We start from the raw sequence: 18,770 nt of genomic DNA on the forward strand, positions 1-18,770 counted from the left end.
TTATATGGCTACTTATCCCACAAAACGATTACGAAGATTAAGATATAATCCGACTGTACGCGATTTGGTCCGCGAAACAGTATTAACAAAAAATGATTTGATCTATCCACTATTTGTTGTTCCTGGTAAAAAAATAAAGAACGAAGTCCGCTCAATGCCTGGCGTATTTCAAATGTCAGTTGATGTTGTAGTTGAAGAATGTAAAGAAGTTGAACGGCTTGGAATTCCTGCTGTAATTCTTTTCGGAATACCTGATCATAAAGATGAAGTTGGGTCAGGTGCATACGATCCGAATGGAATTATTCAACAAGCTGTCCGCGCAATTAAAAAAGAAACAAAAAAACTTTTAGTCATTACTGATGTTTGCTTATGCGAATATACTTCTCACGGTCATTGCGGAGTTTTACAAGGTGAAAAAATATTGAATGATGAAACAGTTGAACTACTTGCGAAAGAATCAGTTTCTCATGCTGAAGCCGGTGCCGATATCATTGCCCCATCTGATATGATGGACGGACGCATTGGTGAGATCCGAAAAGCATTGGACAAAAAAGGATTTATTGAAATTCCCATCATGAGCTATGCAGTTAAGTATGCTTCAGGTTTCTACGGACCATTTAGAGATGCTGCAGAATCAACTCCTGCTTTCGGTGACCGAAGATCACATCAAATGGATATTGCGAACTCTGATGAAGCATTGAGAGAAGCCGAAAGCGATATTGAAGAAGGTGCAGATATTATTATGGTTAAACCCGCTGGAGCTTATCTTGATATTATTTGGCGTGTAAAAGAAAAATTCGGTATGCCGACCGCTGCATATCAAGTTAGCGGAGAATATGCAATGATAAAAGCCGCCGGAAGAAATAATTGGATTGATGAACAGCGCGTTATGATTGAATCGTTAACTGCGATTAAACGTGCCGGTGCTGATATGATATTAACTTACTTTGCGAAAGATGTAGTGAAGTACTTAGACAATATTAAGTAACAATCTCTGTATGGATAATAATTCTAAAGAACCGGAAATAATTGTTAATAAGCCCACAGAAAATACCGCTGATGAAAAACAATTAACTCCGGGAAAACAACGATTAAGCTGGCAAGCTACCTTTGCAGCCTTACAGCACCGCAATTATCGCTTGTGGTTCATCGGGCAAATTATTTCATTGTTCGGATCTTGGATGCAAATGACCGCACAAGGATTTTTTATTTATGAATTAACCCACTCCCCTGCTTTTCTTGGTTTTGTAGGATTTGCAAACGGTATTCCTACATGGCTCTTTATGGTTTACGGTGGAGTAATAGCAGATCGTTTTTCAAGAAGAAAAATTATGATTGCAACTCAAACCATAATGATGTTTCTCGCTTTTATTTTAGCTGCATTAACATTCACACATACAGTAGAGCCATGGCACATTCTTATATTAACATTTGGTTTAGGAGTTGCAAATGCTTTCGATGCACCTGCTCGTCAAGCTTTTGTAAATGAGTTGGTTTCAAGAGAAAATTTATTAAACGCTATTGCTCTTAATTCAATGATGTTTCATACTGCTGCCGCAGTGGGACCTGCTGTTGCCGGAATAACTTATGCGGTATTGGGTCCGGGCTGGTGCTTTATAATTAACGGTATTTCATTTTTAGCAGTTATTTATAATTTACTTATTATGAAATTCCAACCGATCCAGAAAAGAGTTGCTAACAAATCTGCATTCAAAGAATTACAAGATGGTTTACAATATTTGAAATCTCAAAAAACAATTCTTCTAATAATGCTGGTAGTTTCTTTTTCCACATTCTTTGGATTAAGTATAACAACATTATTTCCAGCATGGGCAGTTGGAATTTTACACGGTGGTGCGGCCACGAATGGTTTTCTGCAAACAGCAAGGGGGATAGGTGCAGTTCTCTGTTCTTTATTTATTGCTTCCTTTAGCCGATATATTGTTAGAGGGAAAATATTAACAACTGGATTAATTTTACTGCCTATTTTTATGTTTTTATTTTCCTTAAATAATTCATTTATAATTTCATCTATGATCTTAGTTGGGGTAGGGGCAGCGATCATTGCAACAAATAATTTAGCAAATGGATTAACGCAAACATTAGTCTCCGAAGAATACCGTGGACGAGTTATGGGTGTTTACAGTTTTAGTTTCTTTGGCTTTATGCCGCTTGGTGCTCTCTGGATTGGAATGCTGGCAGAACATTTCGGATCTCCAATGGCAATACTTTTAAACTCAATAATACTTTTTATTTTTGTTGCAGTTGTTTGGTTTTACGCTCCTAAGTTGAGAAAAATAATTTAATTCGAGAATTGATATTCAAGAGGAAATATGAATTTAAGTAAAAGTGAAAAACTTTTTGAAGAAGCAAAAAAATATATTCCGGGTGGAGTAAACTCACCGGTACGTGCGTTTAAATCCGTTGGCGGAACTCCGCGTTTTATTACAAAAGGAATCGGTTCTAAAATATTTGACGCAGACAATAATGAATATATTGATTACATCGGAAGCTGGGGACCGCATTTGTTCGGACATAATCCTTCATTCATTAAAAAAGCATTATTAAATGCAATTGAGAACGGAACAAGTTTTGGTGCACCAACTGAAATAGAAATCAAAATGGCAAAACTTATTTCCGAACTCGTTCCTTCAATCGAAATGGTGAGAATGGTTAACAGCGGAACAGAAGCAACTATGAGCGCCATTCGTGTTGCTCGCGGTTATACAGGTAAAGAGAAAATTATAAAGTTCGAAGGATGCTATCACGGCCATGGCGATTTCTTTTTGATTAAGGCCGGAAGCGGCGCGTTAACTTTTGGTGTTCCTACAAGTCCTGGCGTAACTAAAGGAAATGCAGCTGATACACTTGTTGCCGATTTCAACAATATCAACTCAGTTAAAAAATTAGTTCAGCAAAATAAAAGTGAAATTGCATCAATCATTATCGAAGCTGTTGTGGGAAATATGGGAACAGTCCGTGCTGATGATTTATTTATCAAAGAATTACGTTCGATATGTGATGAAGAAAAAATTGTTTTGATCTTCGATGAAGTAATGACTGGATTCAGATTAGCCAAAGGCGGCGCACAAGAAATTCTCGGAGTTAAACCGGATCTTTCCACATTCGGGAAAATAATAGGCGGCGGTCTTCCGGTTGGTGCTTTTGGCGGTAAAAAAGAAATTATGGAAATGGTTTCACCGAGCGGACCGGTTTATCAAGCGGGAACTTTAAGCGGTAATCCATTAGCAATGAATGCCGGTTATGCGGCACTCATATATATAAAAAACAATCCGGACATTTATAAAACTCTCGAAGAAAAATCATTTTACCTTGAAAACGGAATCAATGAAGGAATAAATTCTATTGGGAAGAAATTTCAATTCAATAGAGTCGGATCAATGATGACATTATTCTTCACCGAAGAAAAAGTAACCGATTTTAATTCTGCCGTAAGATCTGACACAAAGCTTTATGGAAAATATTTTCATGAAATGCTGAACCGCGGAATATATTTACCGCCGGCTCAATTCGAAGCTTTGTTTGTTTCAACTGCCCACACAAAAGAAGATTTGGATAAGACCATAAAAGCTAATTACGAATCATTGAAGGCAATAGTCTGAGCTTCATTCCATCATACATAAAATTGTTTCAAAACGGAGAGTTGAAAGAAAGAGCTGAAAAAGTTTTTCAAATTCTCGAATCATGTAAAAGCTGTCCGCACAATTGTAGGGTTGACCGCACACGCGGTGAATATGGAATTTGTCAAAGTTTGGAACTCCCGATTGTTTCTTCATACACCGCACACTTTGGTGAAGAACCTGTATTATCTGGAACAAAAGGTGCGGGAAATATTTTCTTCGGTAATTGTAACATGAGGTGTATCTTCTGTCAGAATTTTGAAATCAGTCAGAATTGGAAAGTTGAAAGAGAACATGAGATTTCATCTGAGAGACTTTCCGATATTATGATCGAGCTTCAAAAAAGAAATTGCCATAACATTGGATTGGTTTCTCCAACTCATTTCTCAGCCGTAATATTAAGATCAATTTGTTTGGCAATAGAGAAAGGATTATTTCTTCCTATCATCTACAACACTAACGGATATGATTCTGTTGAAATATTAAAACTTTATGATGATGTAATTGACATTTATTTACCGGATTTGAAATATGGAGATAATCAATCGGCAAAAACTTATTCAAAGATTGATAATTATTTTGATGAATCTAAGAAAGCAATTAAAGAAATGTTCAATCAAGTTGGTGATGAATTGGTTTATGAAGAAGATGTTGTTGTGCGGGGACTAATAATTCGTCATCTTGTTCTGCCAAATGGATTAGCAGAATCGGAAAAAGTTTTCAAGTTCATCGCAGAAGAGTTGAGCCCGAATGTTCACGTATCGTTAATGGCTCAGTATTATCCTTCCAACAAAGCATCGAATGATATTTTAATTAACCGAACGCTTAGCGAATCGGAATATGAAAAAGCCTTAGAACTAATGGATAAGTACGGCTTACACAACGGATGGATACAGGAAATGGAAAGTTCGGAAAGCTATCGTCCGTATTTTAATGAGGGTAGAGAAAATCCGTTCAAGAATCAAATCATTCCAATCTATTAATAATTGTTCTGTTTTGATGATTACAAATATTTTTCCCTTCTTGAGAATATAAATAATCAATTCTGTTTTTATAAAACTCCGCAATCTTACTGCGAACAATCTTTAATGTACTGTTCATAAATTTATTCTGTTCGGTAAAAGCTTCACCAAGCAAAGCTATTGCTGAAGGGATCCATCTTTCGGGAAATTGATTGCCATAAATTCCGTCGGATTTAAATTTTGCTATTTCATTCCCAAGCATTCGAAGAACGGTAGTTTGTCCTTCTACTGAATGATGAGATAAATTATTTTCCTTCAGCCATTTTAATAAATTTTCTTTGTTCGGTACTATCAGTGCAATTGTGTAGGGTGACTGATTATTATATAACATAATTTGATCAATGAATTCTGAGCTTTCTGTTAGAGCTTCCTCAATTCCTTCGGGACTATATTTTTCTCCATCACCGCTGATTAACAAACTTTTAAATCTGCCGAGCACATATAGAAATCCATCCTCATCTAAATATCCTAAGTCGCCTGTATAAAGCCAGCCGTTTTTAATTGTTTCTTTACTAGCTTGTTCATTCTTCCAATAACCTACCATAACATTTTCTCCCTTTACAACAATCTCCCCTTTTTCACCAACTGGAAGTTCTTTACCGTCTTCATTACAAATTCTGATTTGCAGATCTTTAACAATAAATCCAGATGAACCAAGTTTATGCTTTGCCGGAACGTTGGCAGAAATAACCGGCGCAGCCTCAGTCAAGCCATAACCTTGAAACATTGGAATACCGATCGCATAAAAGAAGTGCTGCAGCTCTATATCCAACAAAGCACCGCCACCAATAAAAAATTCCAACCTACCGCCGAAACCGTTTCTGATCTTACTAAAAAGAATTTTATCATAAAGTTTGTAAATCGGTTTTAGAAATATGTTTTTACCATTTCCTTTATTCCAGCCGTTTGCGTTATAAGTATAGGCAATTTTAAGAGCGTTGTTAAAAAGTTTTTCTATTGCTTTTCCTTTTTCATGAATTCCTTTTTCAATATTCTTTCTGAAATTTTTTGCAAGTGCAGGAACACTTAATAAAAATGTTGGTTTTATTTCTTTGATATTCTTGGAAACATTCTTCAAAGTTTCTAAAGGAGTTCTCCCTTGTTGAACAGAAGCCATACTTGCACCATTTTTCATTAAGGTGTAAATCCCGGCAGTATGTGCAAATGCATGATCCCATGGCAGCATTAAAAGTGAAGTATAATATTCCGGAATCGGCAGCAATGCTGAAGACTGTTCAATGTTTGAAGTATAATTGCGGTGGGTTAAAATAATTCCTTTGGGATCGGCAGTTGTGCCGGAAGTGTAACATATATTAGCAAAATCATTTTCCGAAATGGATTGCCATCTTTCATCAAATTCTTTTCTAGATGATGAAAGTATTCTAATCCCATTTTTAATTATATCGTCAATAAGAATTTCATCCGAATCCAATTGATCAAGTTTATCCAGTAATATTGTTTTTTCTAAATCAGGTAAATCGTTTTTTATTTTTCTGATTTTTGAAACATGATTTTGCGAGACAATAACTAGTCTGCATCCCGAGTGAGCCAATCTAAATTTCAGATCGGATAGTTCTTCTACTTTAGTCGAAATTGGAACATTAATTGCACCTGTGAACAAAACACCAAGCTCACTAGCTACCCAGTAATTTCTTCCTTCGGAAATCAGCGCAATCCGATCTCCTTTTTTTATTCCATAATTAATTAACCCTGCGGCAATTCCGTGAATCAGTTTCTGCATTTCATTGTAAGTAGTTCCAACATAACCTTCCCCACGGTTTTCCAACATTAAAATATTGTTAGAAAATTTTTCTACACTTTCTTCAAATAACATTGGAAGAGTTCTTTGTTTCACTTTTTCACCTATATATTTTGCAATTTTTATTTGCTTAAAAAGTAATTGGAAATTTACACATCGAAATGCAGATAAAAAAAATCCCCTTACGATAAGGGGATTGTGTGTCTAATTTGTTTAAGTGAAAATTAAAAATAGAATCTAAAACCAACGCGCATAAGCAATCCGCTCATATCATAACTTCGTTCAAAGGTATGTCTTGTTCCTGTATTAGCATCTAAAACATTATACTGCCAGCTTGGTGTTGAAGAGTGATAAGAAATTTCTGCAATGGCATCCGATCTCTTTCCAAGTTCATACATAACACCAAATCCTAAACGCCAGCAGAAATCAAAAGCACCTTGGAATTTATTATCGTTTGGATTTGTGTAATCCCGATAGAAAACCAAAAGGACTTCCAAACCTGCAGCGCCTGTAACAAATGCCCGTGTGCGTTCTGCAATAAGCCAATTGCCTGTAACACTTCCCATCAATGGAATTGAATGAAGATTTGTTTTTGCGCGCAATTCATTAAGCGTGCTGTTTGGACCATAGACATCGTTTATCTGGTTAACAAATTTTTGATCCACATAATTCTTATTAAACCAATCAGCGCTCCAGCCAACAAAAAAATTATCATCTATGATCCACCCGCCTTCATAGCCAAGTATAAAACCGGATTCTGTAGCAGACGGACTGAATAATCCGGCTTTTATTGTTCCAAATTTTGTTTGTGCCGATAGAATTACCGGAATCAAAACAATGAACAAATAAATTATTTTTCTCATTTCATTTCTCGCCTTTTAGTGACCGAATACAAAGACAACTTAAGTGCCAGTAATATCTTTCTAATTGCTCTTATTTGGATGTATTAAAATAAATTTTGTTCTACTAAATAAACAGTAAGATTTTTTTAATAGACATAAAAAAACCCAACCTCTTAATGAAGTTGGGTTTTAATTTTTCATGTATTTAATATTAGACTAAAGATTCTTTCGACCTTCTAAACGAAGCTATAATAAATCCAGTAACCATCGTAAGAACACCAATCCATACCAAACTAATAAATGGTTTTACACTAGCATCAACAGTTAAAATTTCTTTTGGTGTTGTTGATACTGACTGCCCTTTACTAATTGATGAGAATAATAAACTTACCTGAGCATTTGTTGCATTCATAGACGCAATGGAAATTTTCAAATCAGCATCTTTTAATTCAGCATGAAAATATGTAGGACCTTGTCCTTCATTTTCCATATAAGGTTCAACTTTGTATTCTTTGCCTTGATAAGCAACAGTCATATCAACACCGATTCTGAATTTAGCACCGCTTGACATTGCAGACATATCTTTTGGAAGAACAAATTTATTAAAAGTAATTTCTCTACCTTCGTAGGAAACTTTATCACCACCTTTCATTGTGGCAGGCGTTCCTTGCGGATTTTCTTGATTATCAGAATAACTTACAGGAGCTACATAAAAATCTTTTGTAAGTCCTACTAAAATATCCGGCTCGCGCATTAAACTGTTGTTAAACTCTGCAATGAACATAATGGGAGAAACAATACGGACGTTGTTCCCATCTTTTACCTCAATGTTCATATGATACTTTTTACCGTTATCAAAAGTTGTGTATCCTGTAAATGTTAATTCATGACCAAGTACATTTACCTTTTGACCTTTCACCAAATCAACCTGCTTTTGTTGCGAATGACCGGCAGTAGCAAGTACGCCTATTAAGAATAAAGAGATACCAATGTGGGCAACATAAGCACCAAGATGTGATTTCTTTCCTCTAAATATCTTATAAGCTATTTCTGAGTTAACAAAAAATGCAAATGAAGAAGAGAGAGTTAAGATGATCAACATCAGTTGATGAACTCCGCCAATGAAAATAACTAACAGTGTTAAAACAACTGTGGCAATAACGGCAAATTGTGATTGCTTCCATAACTGTTTGCCTTCGGTATGTTTCCATTTTAATAAAATGCTCGTTCCATTCAGGAACCCGATGATGATAGCAATTGGAAGATTCAATTCATTATAAAAACTTGTTTGTACCGTTGTGCCGAAAATTGGGGCTGATGTTCCAACAGCAATTATAATTGCAGAAGCTATCAAAGCAACAGAGCCGGTGAACAAAGCAAGTTCTCTCGATAAAATATTTTCTTCAAAAGAAAAATGTTCGGTAAGAAATTCCCATCTGTAAACAATTCCGCCAATTCCAATAATAGCAAAGAATGCAAGGAAGATTATTAAGAAGAGATAAACAGCCATGCCCGGTTCTGCAAATGAATGTACAGATGCATCACCAAGAATTCCGCTGCGTGTTAAGAATGTACTATAAAGAACCAGAACGAAAGTCATAATGCTTAATATCAAATTTGTTTTTACAAACCTGCTGCCTCCGCCTTTTTCTTGAGTTTTCTTCTGCACTAAAATTGTATGAATTGATGCAACACCAACAATCCACGGAATTAAACTTGAATTTTCAACCGGATCCCATCCCCAATATCCGCCCCAGCCAAGAATGCTGTAAGCCCAGTAACCGCCAAGCATAATTGCTAATCCAAGAATACATGTCCCGGCAAGAATCCATGGCATTGCTTGTTTAACCCAATCGCGATATTCATTTTTTAGAATTGCTGCAAGTGCAAATGAAAACGGAACTGCAGACATTGAAAATCCAATAAATAAAATTGGCGGATGAATCTGCATCCAAAAATTTTGAAGCAGCGGATTTAATCCTTTCCCTTGAATAATAAAATCATTAACGGAAATATTATTGGAAACTAAAACCGCATGTAGTTCTTTTCCCATCTGAACAAATTGTTTGTTTGCTTGCGGATCGCTGAAAATAAAACTTTGAAGAGCAGGTAAAGAAAGAAATGCTTGATTAATATTTTTCAAATCTATAAAATCATTATCCATCCAGATAAAATTGAATGGGGATTTAAGAAGCGGACTTACCATGATTAATAAAAATGAAAGTACAAGAGAAAAAGTCATCATTACTCTTGGTTCAAGGTCTCCTCGTTTTGAAGTGTAATCCAATAGAACCAATCCGATAACAGCAGTAAAAAAAGTCCATAGCATGAAACTGCCTTCCTGTCCGGCATAAAAAGTGGACATGAGTAATCCGGTTGGAAGATCGCTTCCGCTGTAATTATAAATATATTTGTATTGATACTGATGAGTTAATACCGCATAAAGCAGCAATGCAGCAGAAGCAATTACCATAATTGCTGTCGTATGAAAACCAATCCGTGCTAAAGATAATGTATTTTGATAACCTCGGTAGGTTAGATAATACATTACAACCGTAAACACTCCGGCTATTAAACCCAGAGTGAGTAAAATATTACCGATCATAAAATCTCCTAACTGCTACTCTTACGAGTTAGCTTTTTGTCCAGCTTGATCTTGATACTTTGATGGGCACTTAGTGAGAATATCAGATGCGTGAAAATTTCCGTCATGATATTTGCCGGTTACAACAACACTTGTTGAAGATTCAAAATTATTTGGTATTGCACCATGATAAATAACTTTCATCATGTTGCCTTCCGGATCTTTCATGTAAAAAGAAAAAAGATTATTTGTTTTATCTATTTCATAATTTCTTTCTTTAACCCAACTTCCGGTTGCTTTTACTGTTTTACCGTTCTGCATAAGTTTCGCAAAACTGCTTTCGTACTGAACATTAGTTTGTGTAAATAAATAAACCATCACAGCAAGAAATACAATTATGATAGCTCCGCCGAACATATATTTATTTTTCATTGAATTATTTCTCCTTTAATTCTTTTTCGATCGCTTTAAGTCGCTTATCTGTATTAAGAAGGAATAAAAATATTCCTGTCCATACAACAAGAACTATAGCCAATACAATGTATATTGAATTTTTTTCTAGGAATTCCACTAGTCCGCCTTCCAATTTTACCTCAAATTAATTTTTTAGAAAGATTTTCTTTAATAATTATTGCCCTGGATCTGATTTTCCACATCCAGAAATAAAGAATTGTAAATGCAGCTAACGATGTGAAAAATACTAACCGCATATTACCATTCATCTTAAAATCTACAACCGGACTTGTTCCCTGAACTATTTTACCTGTATTAGGATCAACTTCTAGCGAACCGGGATGTAGGCCCAACATTATTCTTGGCATGATGAAAATAAAAAAAGGCACAGTTAAAAAAGCTATTATTGAATAAACGGCTGAAAGACGCGCACGTTTATCTTCATTCTCAATTGCAGAACGAAGAGCAAACAGTGAGCCGTAAATCAATAATAGAATGAAGATGCTTGTTTCCCGCGGATCCCAATTCCAAAATGTTCCCCAATTAAATTTTGCCCAGATTGATCCTGTAACGGTTGCAAGCACGCAGAAGACCATTCCAATTTGTAATGATGCGGCTGATTTTGCATCGTCATCTAAATTTTTCTTTCGCAGATACCTAACACCATAAACCATTGCCATTAAAAATGCCAGCACAGAAAGCCAAGCTGTAGGTATATGAAAGAAAATTATTTTTGCCTTTTCGCCGAGACCCGGTATTATTGGAAACTGCATCCAACCTTGAGGGTGTTCAACTATTGGGAATGAAATTCCGGTAATTATAACAAAGCACATCAGGATAAAAAGAATTATTTTCCAAATCATTATTACGCTTTCTGATGATAAAAAAATTGAGTAATTAATAAATTACGATTCAAAAATAGGCAATTGAGTCTTGATATTCAAAGATGTAAAATGATATTCAATAATGTTAATTTAATCTAACTAAATAATGTTGAAATCGTCTTAATAAGTAGAAAAATCAATATATAAAACCATTGTCTAACTCAAATCCAATAAAAAGATTATTCGATCTCTACACGAGCGATCTCAGTGCGGAGGAAATAAATCGCTTAATAAAACGCGATGCCGGAGAGGTGTATGAATTTTTTGCCAAGGATATTCCAAAACCAAATCCTTCAAAAAATAAAATTATCCGTGGATTTATTTTAGTAAGAAGTTTATTCAACGCTTTTTTGTTAAAACTAACACCTGCAAGAAGAATATTTTATTTAGCAGCTTTGTTATTTTTTATTGTGGGATACTCTCAGCCATCGCCTGCTTATTTGCTGCTCTCTTTTTTAATTTTCAATCTACTTATAGCTTTTGAACTGGCAGATAAACTTTCTGCCAAAAACGAACTTGATGTTGCACGCAAGATTCAATTCGATTTAATACCAAAACATTCTTCAACTATTTTCAATTACCAGATCGTTTCTTACTACGAACCTGCCCGTGAGGTTGGAGGAGATTATTTCGATGTAATTGAATCGAACGGACGATACTATATAGTGGTTGGAGATATTTCCGGTAAAGGAATGGCTGCCGCTCTTTATATGGTTCGTGTTCAATCTATCATTTATTTATTGCTCGATAGTTTTTCTGATGTTAGAAATCTGATAATAAATATCAAAAAATATTTTTCTAAATCATTACGGAGAGAATATTTTCTTACACTATCAATTGCTTCTATTGAAAAAGACGGCAAGATAAATTTTGCACGTGCCGGTCATCCCCCAGCTTTGTGGTTTAAGTATGATAAAAAAGAATTTGAAGTTGTTTGTCCCAACGGAATTGGTATTGGATTAAATGATAAAGGTGTTTTCGAAAAAACATTAGAAGAATTTTCTTTTCAACCGGGAGAGAAAGATATTGTCTTTTTCTATACTGATGGCGTAAACGAAGCAATGAATATTCTTAGAGAACAATTCGGCGAAGAAAATATTAAACGAATAATTAAAAATAATTGTGATAAATCAGTAGAAGATATAAAGAGTGCCTTACTAAATGCTGTTACTAATTTCCGTGGTACTGCAAATCAGAATGATGATTTAACTTTTGTAATTTTGAAAGCTACTCATTCTGAAGATAAATCTTAAATTCTTCATCATCGGGTCTTAATTCATCATACATTCTTTTAAGTGAATTGTAAGCTGTTTCACTTCCCCTCTGAGCAGCGTGACGGTAATATCTAATAGCTGTTGGTTTATTCTCTTTAACACCGATTCCCTTTTCATAACATAAAGCAAGTGCGGTTTGTGCAAGTATAGATCCTTCATTTGCGATGTTGTGCAATGTTGTAATATCATCAGTAAAATTTTTTACAACTGTTGAATCAAACAAATTACTCATGATAATTCTAATTGAAGCTTCTTTGCTTCCAAGTGCTTTGGCTGTTTCCCAATATTGAATAGCTTTATCTCTGTTTCTTTCCACCATTTTTCCTGTTGAATATAAAAGTCCAAGCTCGATCATTGATGAAATATGTTTTTTCTCAACAGCTTTCTTAAGAAAATCTAACGCTTGTTGATTTGACATTTGGTTATCGAATCCAAGAGCTGAAATACCGGCCCATGCATACATTGTGTTTGGATCTTCGCGATTTATTTTTTCTTTCAACATTCCAAATAATTCTTTTGATTGAATCATTGTAAATAAATATTCTCCGGCTTTCATTGAACCAAGCCGGTAAGCTCGTAAATAATTAACTGCGGCAAGTATTAAGTCTTTTTCAAATACAGTTCCCCGTTCGTAACCTTTTCCGATAATCATTAAAGCTTCCGGGCTACCACTTTCCGCTGCAAATTTTAATAGACTTATTGCACTTGAATCTTTTGGCATTGATTCTTGCGGCAGTTCATCTAATCCTAAAAATCTTTTTAGCTCCGAAGGTTTTTTCTTAAGAACCACTGAAATGACATCTTCTTTTTTATCCTTTCCCTTTTGTTCATCGAAATCATAAAAATCTAAATCCCAATTAGGATCAATTACAGATGCCATTTCATCAATTCTTTTAGCTTGTTTTTCATTTGAGATAGAAGCAGAATCAATTGTGGGAGTAAAACCGCTTTTCAGTAATTGCTGCAAAGCTTCCTTTGCCGGAATGTAATTAGCTTCTGCAGAAAGCATAAAATATTTGTAAGCAATATTTAAATTTTTATTTATAGTCAGATTATCGGTATAGATTAATCCAGTAGCAAATTGAGCTTCCGGTAATCCGGCAGAAGCGGCGCTCATAAAATTTTGATAAGCTTCAAATGGATTCCATGGAACACCTATTCCATTATAAAGCATTATTCCATAATTAAATCTGGCGGATGGAAGATTTTGATCAACCGCTTTACGGATCCAATAAATTGCTTTCACTGTATCAGCCGGAAATCCGTTACCCAACAAATAACGTAATCCTAATTCGTGCTGAGCAAAAGGATCGTTACGATTAGCTTCAGTTACTAATAGATAACCGGCTATTAATGAGTAAGAAGGATATTTTGCTTTGATGATAGGATATTTACGCGGAGCGTTTTCTTTCAAAGCTTGACTGCGTGTAGAATCTTGAGCAAATAGAGAAGTTGATATGATTAAAAATAGAAATATAAAATAGCGCAAAATCTTTCCGATGTATTGTACTCGTTAATTTGTTAGATGAGCCACTTCTTTAAGAAGAAATAATTTTTCCCGTCCTTAGTGTAATATTTCATTTCATCCATTAGTTGTTCAATAATGTAAAGACCCATTCCGCTCTCCGGTAAATTGTTAATATCCTGCGGGTCAAAGTCGAGTTTTGAAATAGTTAAATTTTCTCTTGGCTGCCCATTATCAATAATAGCGATCTCAAAATAATTGGTTTCTTTTTTTACTATAAGATCAATAAACTTTGTGTCATCATTTTTATACGAATGTTTGATTACATTATTAAGAGCTTCAGTTAAGCAGATTTCAACTGCATTACTTATATGCCGTTCAATACCATGTAGTTCCAGAAAAAAACGAATCTGTTTATTAACTAATGTAACATTTCCGTAATCGCTATTAATATGGAAACTTTGTTCAACCACTGATTCACATCCTCTTTTACTTTGGCAATATAAAAAAGTGTGATATAAGTCCAAAGTCTAAACAAGGATGAAATTTATTCAAGTAGGACAACGTGATATAATTACCGAGCGACCGGAACTACAAACTGAGTATTTGTGTAAATGAACTTTTCAAGTACTGGATACTATTTTTTAACATTCGGATCAACTTTACAAGTAGATAACCCGAACGGAAGATAAAGCGGGCACCTGCCAGTCGATGCTGAAAAAAGCAGAATAACCCCTAATAAACCCCACCAACTTTGAAATAAAATACCAAGTGCAATTATTACTAAGCCAAGCACTAAACGTAAGACTTTATCAAAGTCTCCAACATTCTTTTTCATATTAACTCCTAATTGTTAACTATACGATGCAATAAGCTGAGAAAAGATTCCAACATAATGCTATACATTTTTAGATAATAGACATAAGAAAGACGCCGCGAGGACGTCTTTTAATATTATATTGATTTTTTATAACACCTTCTCCGTTTGTGTAATCTGTTTTCGAAGAACCGCCATTGAGCTTGAATCTTAGAATTTTCTTCCAGTTCACGGTTGGTCTCCACTTTTTGGATTTTATTTCGAACAAAGACATTATACATTTCATTAATCAGCATTGCATTTACACCTTTATTCTGTAACTCCGGACGAACAGCAGTTAAATACAAATCAACATTAGGATTATTCTTCATCGCCCTTAAAATATGAATGAATCCGAATGGGAATAATTTTCCTTTACTTTTTTGAACAGCAACGGAAAGTGAAGGCATTGTAATGCCAAATGCCGCAACTTTATTATTGTGGTCTAAAATTATTGGAACATAACCTGGTTTTATAAATCCAAAATATGCTTTAACATACATGTCAATCTGTCTGTCAGTTAATTCAACAAAACCAAAAAGATTTTTATAAGCTTTATTTATCAAATAAAAAATTTCTCTGGCATAAGGAAGCATCTCCTTTGCTTTTTTAACTTTTAGAATGTGAAGATGATTTCTTTCTGCTACTGCATCAGCAATCCGCGAAACTTTTTCCGGTCCGGAAACAGTTGGATCAAAATTTACTAAGAACTCAATCCAATCCGCATCTTTTTCAAAACCAAGTTTCTCAATATGTTTTTTGTAATAAGGATGATTGTAAATTGAGCCGAAAGTACTAAGTTCATCAAATCCTTCTATCAGCATTCCTTCGCCATCAAAATCTGAGAAACCAAGTGGGCCATGAATTTTATTCATTCCTTTTTCTTTAGCCCAATTAATAACAAGTTCGATTAATTTCTGTGATACTTGTTCATCATCAATAAAATCAATCCATCCAAATCTTGCCGATTTTTGATTCCACTTTTCATTGTATTTGTGATTAACTATCCCCGCAATCCTTCCAACAATTTTATCATCTTTATAAGCAAGCCAATATTTTGCTTCGCAAAAATCAAATGCGGGATTTTTATCTTTTCTCAATGTTTTAAGTTCATCGAAGATCAGCGGTGGAACCCAATATTTATTCTCTTTGTAAAGGGAGAATTGGAATTGAATAAATTGTTTTAGCTCACTTCTCGTATTTACTTCTTTTAGAATTATGCTCATTAATAACTCTTGTTTATTTGTTTATTACTAAAATATTTAGCGGAATCAGTTCAAGAATAAGAAAAATTTATTAAATGAATTTAAGTAACACATCAAATAACAGGAAGAATAATTCAAACTGAAGTTTGCTTGCTGAAAATATAATGAATTTATAATCTCAATAAAATATTTACTGACTTAAGATAACATTTTTAATTTGGAAGTGAAGTAATAAAAAAGACACTCAACCGAGTGCTTCATGAAAGAGGATTATAAAAAAATTATTTTACCAATAATAACTTTTTCACTTCAATATAATTTCCGGCTTCTAATTTATAGAAGTAAGCACCGCTCGGAAGATATGATTCGTTAAATGTAACTTCCTTAGCAAGCATATCATAAACACGCAGATGTACATACGCTCTTTGCAGGGAGGTTTGCAGTTAGTGTTAGTGAAAATTAAAAAAATCTTATAAAAAGAAATGGAATTATTGTTAAATAATTTATGTTAATATTGAATTAAGACTATCTGCCTCAACAAGGAATTATATGAAAATTATTGTAAAACTATCTTTGTTATCATTATTAATTTTTCTTGGTTGTAATTCAAACATGAAAAACAATTTATCAACAGCTGAAGTTAATGCTCAACCAAAAATTGAGGATAAAATGAATGATCAAAATAAATATGAAGTTGCAACTTTCGGAGCGGGATGTTTCTGGTGCACGGAAGCTGTATTCCAAAGATTAAAAGGAGTTGTAAAAATTGAAAGCGGTTACAGCGGCGGAACCGTTCCCAATCCTTCTTACGAAGCTGTCTGTACCGGAAAAACCGGACAAGTTGAATGCACACAAATAACTTTCGATCCAAAAATAATTTCTTACAAAGAACTGCTGGAAGTCTTCTGGAAAACTCACGACCCAACAACACTTAATCGTCAAGGTCACGATTCAGGCACTCAATACCGTTCAGTAATTTTTTATCACAATGACGAACAGAAACAGCTTGCCGAAAAATACAAGAACGAATTAGAGTCGGCTAAAATATGGAGCGATCCGATAGTAACAGAAATAAGTCAATTCAAAAAATTTTATAAAGCAGAAGATTATCATCAAAATTATTACAACCAAAATGGCAATCAGCCGTATTGCAGTTTTGTGATAACACCGAAGATCGAAAAATTCAAAAAAGTTTTTGCGGATAAGTTGAAGAAAGAATAGCACGCAGATTGAATTGATTAAACAGATTTGAACAGATAAAAAAATTTTTCTGTAATAACTAAATTAAAGTTTTCAGCAAGTCAAGTTGGTTTAGGGGATTTATTTAAGTAAAACCATTTTACCGCCTATTACTTTTCGATTATGCATTATTAAATAAAAATAAATTCCGGAAGAAACTTCTTTTTCAAAATCATTCTTACCGTTCCACATAACAAAATGTTCACCGGCATTTTTTTCTTCTCTTAATAACTCTCTTACTTTTTCTCCAAGTGAATTGTAAATAATAATTGAGACGTTTTCACGTTGGGGCAGAACAAAATTTATTGTTGTGTTCGGATTAAATGGATTAGGGTAATTTCCTTTTAACAAAAAATCAGTTGGTAATACTTTTTCATCTTCTACATCCGTATAACTTCCCGTTATTTGGTGAAGATAAACATAAGGCGAATCTATTATCGGAGTCCCTCTGAGCTTTACATCTTTTATGTTTAAGGCATAGATTCTCTTTTCTTCTTTGATCGAAAAAATAAATAAAGAATCGTTTTTAACATGGGCGAATAAAATACCTTCTTTATCAAAATTATATGTTGAACCGATATTACCGATTACAACTTGTTTATTTGCGAAAGAATATGAATTAAGGTCAAGATTTTCTTTTACCAATTTCCCGCTTTCGATATAATATAGATTTCCATTTACGAACCTCCACGTAAGCCATATCGGAACTGTTATATGATCTCCTGCGGGTTTCAATCTTTTCATAATAGTAATCTTATTATTTTCAAATGAACACAAATGGAAAATTCCCCAAATATCTTCTTGAACCAAATATAAATTGTTGGATATATAATTAATCTTTGAGGCATTCATGTTGTGAATACTACTACTATCACTAATGTTTATTCTTTTATTGAGTTGTAGCTCCGGAGAAATAGAAAGATCTTCGAGATAAAAACTGAAAGTATATGGATGTGGTCCCTCGAGAACAACCAAATCTTGACCATCCACCTTACCAACAAAGTGAATTAAAGTATTATCATTAACTTTTTGAAATTGGTATAATGAATCGTTCCTTAAAAAAACGGCAGCGCCCCTTCTGCCATAATAAATCCATGCACCTGTAGAAGTCTTTCTTATTTGCGAGTCAAAATAATAATACGAATCAAGTGCATCGTAACCAGGATGATCTGCAAACAATAAACGGCTGCTTCCGGTGGCTGCATTATACAAATGCCCGTTAATCCATGGATAATGATAAACTCTGTCCGCACCAGAACTATTAAATAGTAAATATGTCGTGGAATCATGGACAAAAACATTTGAACAACCTGTTGAATAAGTCTCACCTGAATCATTTCTACTAACCCAATTCCATAGAGTATCGCTTAAATCAATGTTTGGTTTTGTAAAACTTATCCGTAATAAATTTCCTCTAGTCTCTTGAACCTGGCTATACTGAATTCCTTGCAAAAAAAATAGGATAAATAATGCAATTACGACAACAATTTTTTTCATTGTGAACCCCCTGCTTTACAAAATTAAGATGTACACTCTTAGTATAGAA

At 34.3% G+C, this 18,770-nt stretch carries 17 protein-coding genes; 6 read left to right on the forward strand and 11 right to left on the reverse strand.

Translation table 11 applies throughout. From position 1 onward, the window contains the following. Positions 1-4: 4 nt before the first annotated feature. From hemB to NTZ27_07580, 4 genes are read left to right on the forward strand one after another with little or no spacing between them, the layout of a single operon-like run. The gene (hemB, locus tag NTZ27_07565; GenBank protein ID MCX6174589.1) at positions 5-988 is read left to right on the forward strand and encodes a porphobilinogen synthase; all 984 of its coding nucleotides are present in this window, start codon (positions 5-7) and stop codon (positions 986-988) included. Between the two features lie 10 nt (positions 989-998). Then, positions 999-2,306, forward strand: a complete 1,308-nt coding sequence (locus tag NTZ27_07570) for an MFS transporter (GenBank protein MCX6174590.1) — start codon at positions 999-1,001, stop codon at positions 2,304-2,306. A 27-nt stretch (positions 2,307-2,333) separates the two neighbouring features. Next, positions 2,334-3,623 (forward strand): glutamate-1-semialdehyde 2,1-aminomutase, encoded by a 1,290-nt coding sequence (hemL, locus tag NTZ27_07575; GenBank protein MCX6174591.1) that lies wholly within the window; start codon positions 2,334-2,336, stop codon positions 3,621-3,623. A 41-nt stretch (positions 3,624-3,664) separates the two neighbouring features. Further along, entirely contained in the window at positions 3,665-4,624 is a 960-nt protein-coding gene (locus tag NTZ27_07580; GenBank protein MCX6174592.1) for a radical SAM protein, read from the forward strand. On the opposite strand, the gene NTZ27_07585 is transcribed toward NTZ27_07580, so the two are convergent. The 6 genes from NTZ27_07585 to ccsA (NTZ27_07610) all read right to left on the reverse strand — a co-directional run bounded on the left by NTZ27_07585 (position 4,608) and on the right by ccsA (NTZ27_07610) (position 11,164). Beyond that, positions 4,608-6,518: an AMP-binding protein gene (locus NTZ27_07585; protein ID MCX6174593.1), complete on the reverse strand. Its 1,911-nt coding sequence runs from the start codon at positions 6,516-6,518 to the stop codon at positions 4,608-4,610. The two genes, NTZ27_07580 and NTZ27_07585, sit on opposite strands and share 17 nt — an antisense overlap. Before the next feature lie 128 nt (positions 6,519-6,646). After that, a complete protein-coding gene (locus NTZ27_07590; protein MCX6174594.1) occupies positions 6,647-7,285 on the reverse strand; it encodes a hypothetical protein in 639 nt (212 codons plus the stop codon). 190 nt (positions 7,286-7,475) lie between these two features. Next, positions 7,476-9,869 carry a cytochrome c biogenesis protein CcsA gene (gene ccsA, locus NTZ27_07595; protein ID MCX6174595.1) on the reverse strand — a complete coding sequence of 798 codons (2,394 nt, stop codon included), beginning with the start codon at positions 9,867-9,869 and terminating at the stop codon, positions 7,476-7,478. Positions 9,870-9,890: 21 nt separating this feature from the next. Then, positions 9,891-10,280, reverse strand: a complete 390-nt coding sequence (locus NTZ27_07600) for a cytochrome c maturation protein CcmE (GenBank protein ID MCX6174596.1) — start codon at positions 10,278-10,280, stop codon at positions 9,891-9,893. Positions 10,281-10,284: 4 nt separating this feature from the next. Beyond that, positions 10,285-10,419, reverse strand: coding sequence for a CcmD family protein (locus NTZ27_07605; protein ID MCX6174597.1), 135 nt, complete (start codon positions 10,417-10,419; stop codon positions 10,285-10,287). 22 nt (positions 10,420-10,441) lie between these two features. After that, complete coding sequence (gene ccsA / locus NTZ27_07610; protein MCX6174598.1) at positions 10,442-11,164, reverse strand: cytochrome c biogenesis protein CcsA; 723 nt, start codon at positions 11,162-11,164, stop codon at positions 10,442-10,444. Between the two features lie 173 nt (positions 11,165-11,337). Between ccsA (NTZ27_07610) and NTZ27_07615 the strand changes: the two genes are divergently transcribed. Beyond that, a complete protein-coding gene (locus NTZ27_07615) occupies positions 11,338-12,438 on the forward strand; it encodes a PP2C family protein-serine/threonine phosphatase (protein MCX6174599.1) in 1,101 nt (366 codons plus the stop codon). On the opposite strand, the gene NTZ27_07620 is transcribed toward NTZ27_07615, so the two are convergent. From NTZ27_07620 to NTZ27_07635, 4 genes are all read right to left on the reverse strand, one after another. Beyond that, positions 12,413-13,948 carry a tetratricopeptide repeat protein gene (locus NTZ27_07620; GenBank protein MCX6174600.1) on the reverse strand — a complete coding sequence of 512 codons (1,536 nt, stop codon included), beginning with the start codon at positions 13,946-13,948 and terminating at the stop codon, positions 12,413-12,415. The genes NTZ27_07615 and NTZ27_07620 overlap by 26 nt on opposite strands. A gap of 32 nt (positions 13,949-13,980) precedes the next feature. Next, the gene (locus NTZ27_07625) at positions 13,981-14,397 is read right to left on the reverse strand and encodes an ATP-binding protein (protein ID MCX6174601.1); all 417 of its coding nucleotides are present in this window, start codon (positions 14,395-14,397) and stop codon (positions 13,981-13,983) included. Between the two features lie 164 nt (positions 14,398-14,561). Beyond that, on the reverse strand, positions 14,562-14,762 hold the full coding sequence (locus tag NTZ27_07630) for a DUF2892 domain-containing protein (GenBank protein MCX6174602.1): 201 nt from the start codon (positions 14,760-14,762) through the stop codon (positions 14,562-14,564). A 116-nt stretch (positions 14,763-14,878) separates the two neighbouring features. Beyond that, complete coding sequence (locus tag NTZ27_07635; GenBank protein MCX6174603.1) at positions 14,879-16,006, reverse strand: hypothetical protein; 1,128 nt, start codon at positions 16,004-16,006, stop codon at positions 14,879-14,881. Between the two features lie 528 nt (positions 16,007-16,534). On the opposite strand from NTZ27_07635, the gene msrA reads away from it, so the two are divergent. After that, a complete protein-coding gene (msrA, locus tag NTZ27_07640) occupies positions 16,535-17,206 on the forward strand; it encodes a peptide-methionine (S)-S-oxide reductase MsrA (GenBank protein MCX6174604.1) in 672 nt (223 codons plus the stop codon). A gap of 99 nt (positions 17,207-17,305) precedes the next feature. On the opposite strand, the gene NTZ27_07645 is transcribed toward msrA, so the two are convergent. After that, the gene (locus NTZ27_07645; protein ID MCX6174605.1) at positions 17,306-18,721 is read right to left on the reverse strand and encodes a T9SS type A sorting domain-containing protein; all 1,416 of its coding nucleotides are present in this window, start codon (positions 18,719-18,721) and stop codon (positions 17,306-17,308) included. Between the last annotated feature and the right edge of the window lie 49 nt (positions 18,722-18,770).

The sequence above is a fragment of the Ignavibacteriales bacterium genome (assembly GCA_026390775.1).
Lineage (GTDB): Bacteria > Bacteroidota > Ignavibacteria > Ignavibacteriales > Melioribacteraceae > Fen-1258.

Coding starts and splice junctions, on each gene's coding strand:
- ccsA (MCX6174598.1), bottom strand. CDS start 11,164: ATGATTTGGAAAATAATTCTTTTTATCCTGATGTGCTTTGTTATAATT.
- NTZ27_07570 (MCX6174590.1), top strand. CDS start 999: ATGGATAATAATTCTAAAGAACCGGAAATAATTGTTAATAAGCCCACA.
- NTZ27_07600 (MCX6174596.1), bottom strand. CDS start 10,280: ATGAAAAATAAATATATGTTCGGCGGAGCTATCATAATTGTATTTCTT.
- NTZ27_07630 (MCX6174602.1), bottom strand. CDS start 14,762: ATGAAAAAGAATGTTGGAGACTTTGATAAAGTCTTACGTTTAGTGCTT.
- hemB (MCX6174589.1), top strand. CDS start 5: ATGGCTACTTATCCCACAAAACGATTACGAAGATTAAGATATAATCCG.
- NTZ27_07590 (MCX6174594.1), bottom strand. CDS start 7,285: ATGAGAAAAATAATTTATTTGTTCATTGTTTTGATTCCGGTAATTCTA.
- msrA (MCX6174604.1), top strand. CDS start 16,535: ATGAAAATTATTGTAAAACTATCTTTGTTATCATTATTAATTTTTCTT.
- hemL (MCX6174591.1), top strand. CDS start 2,334: ATGAATTTAAGTAAAAGTGAAAAACTTTTTGAAGAAGCAAAAAAATAT.
- ccsA (MCX6174595.1), bottom strand. CDS start 9,869: ATGATCGGTAATATTTTACTCACTCTGGGTTTAATAGCCGGAGTGTTT.
- NTZ27_07645 (MCX6174605.1), bottom strand. CDS start 18,721: ATGAAAAAAATTGTTGTCGTAATTGCATTATTTATCCTATTTTTTTTG.
- NTZ27_07635 (MCX6174603.1), bottom strand. CDS start 16,006: ATGAGCATAATTCTAAAAGAAGTAAATACGAGAAGTGAGCTAAAACAA.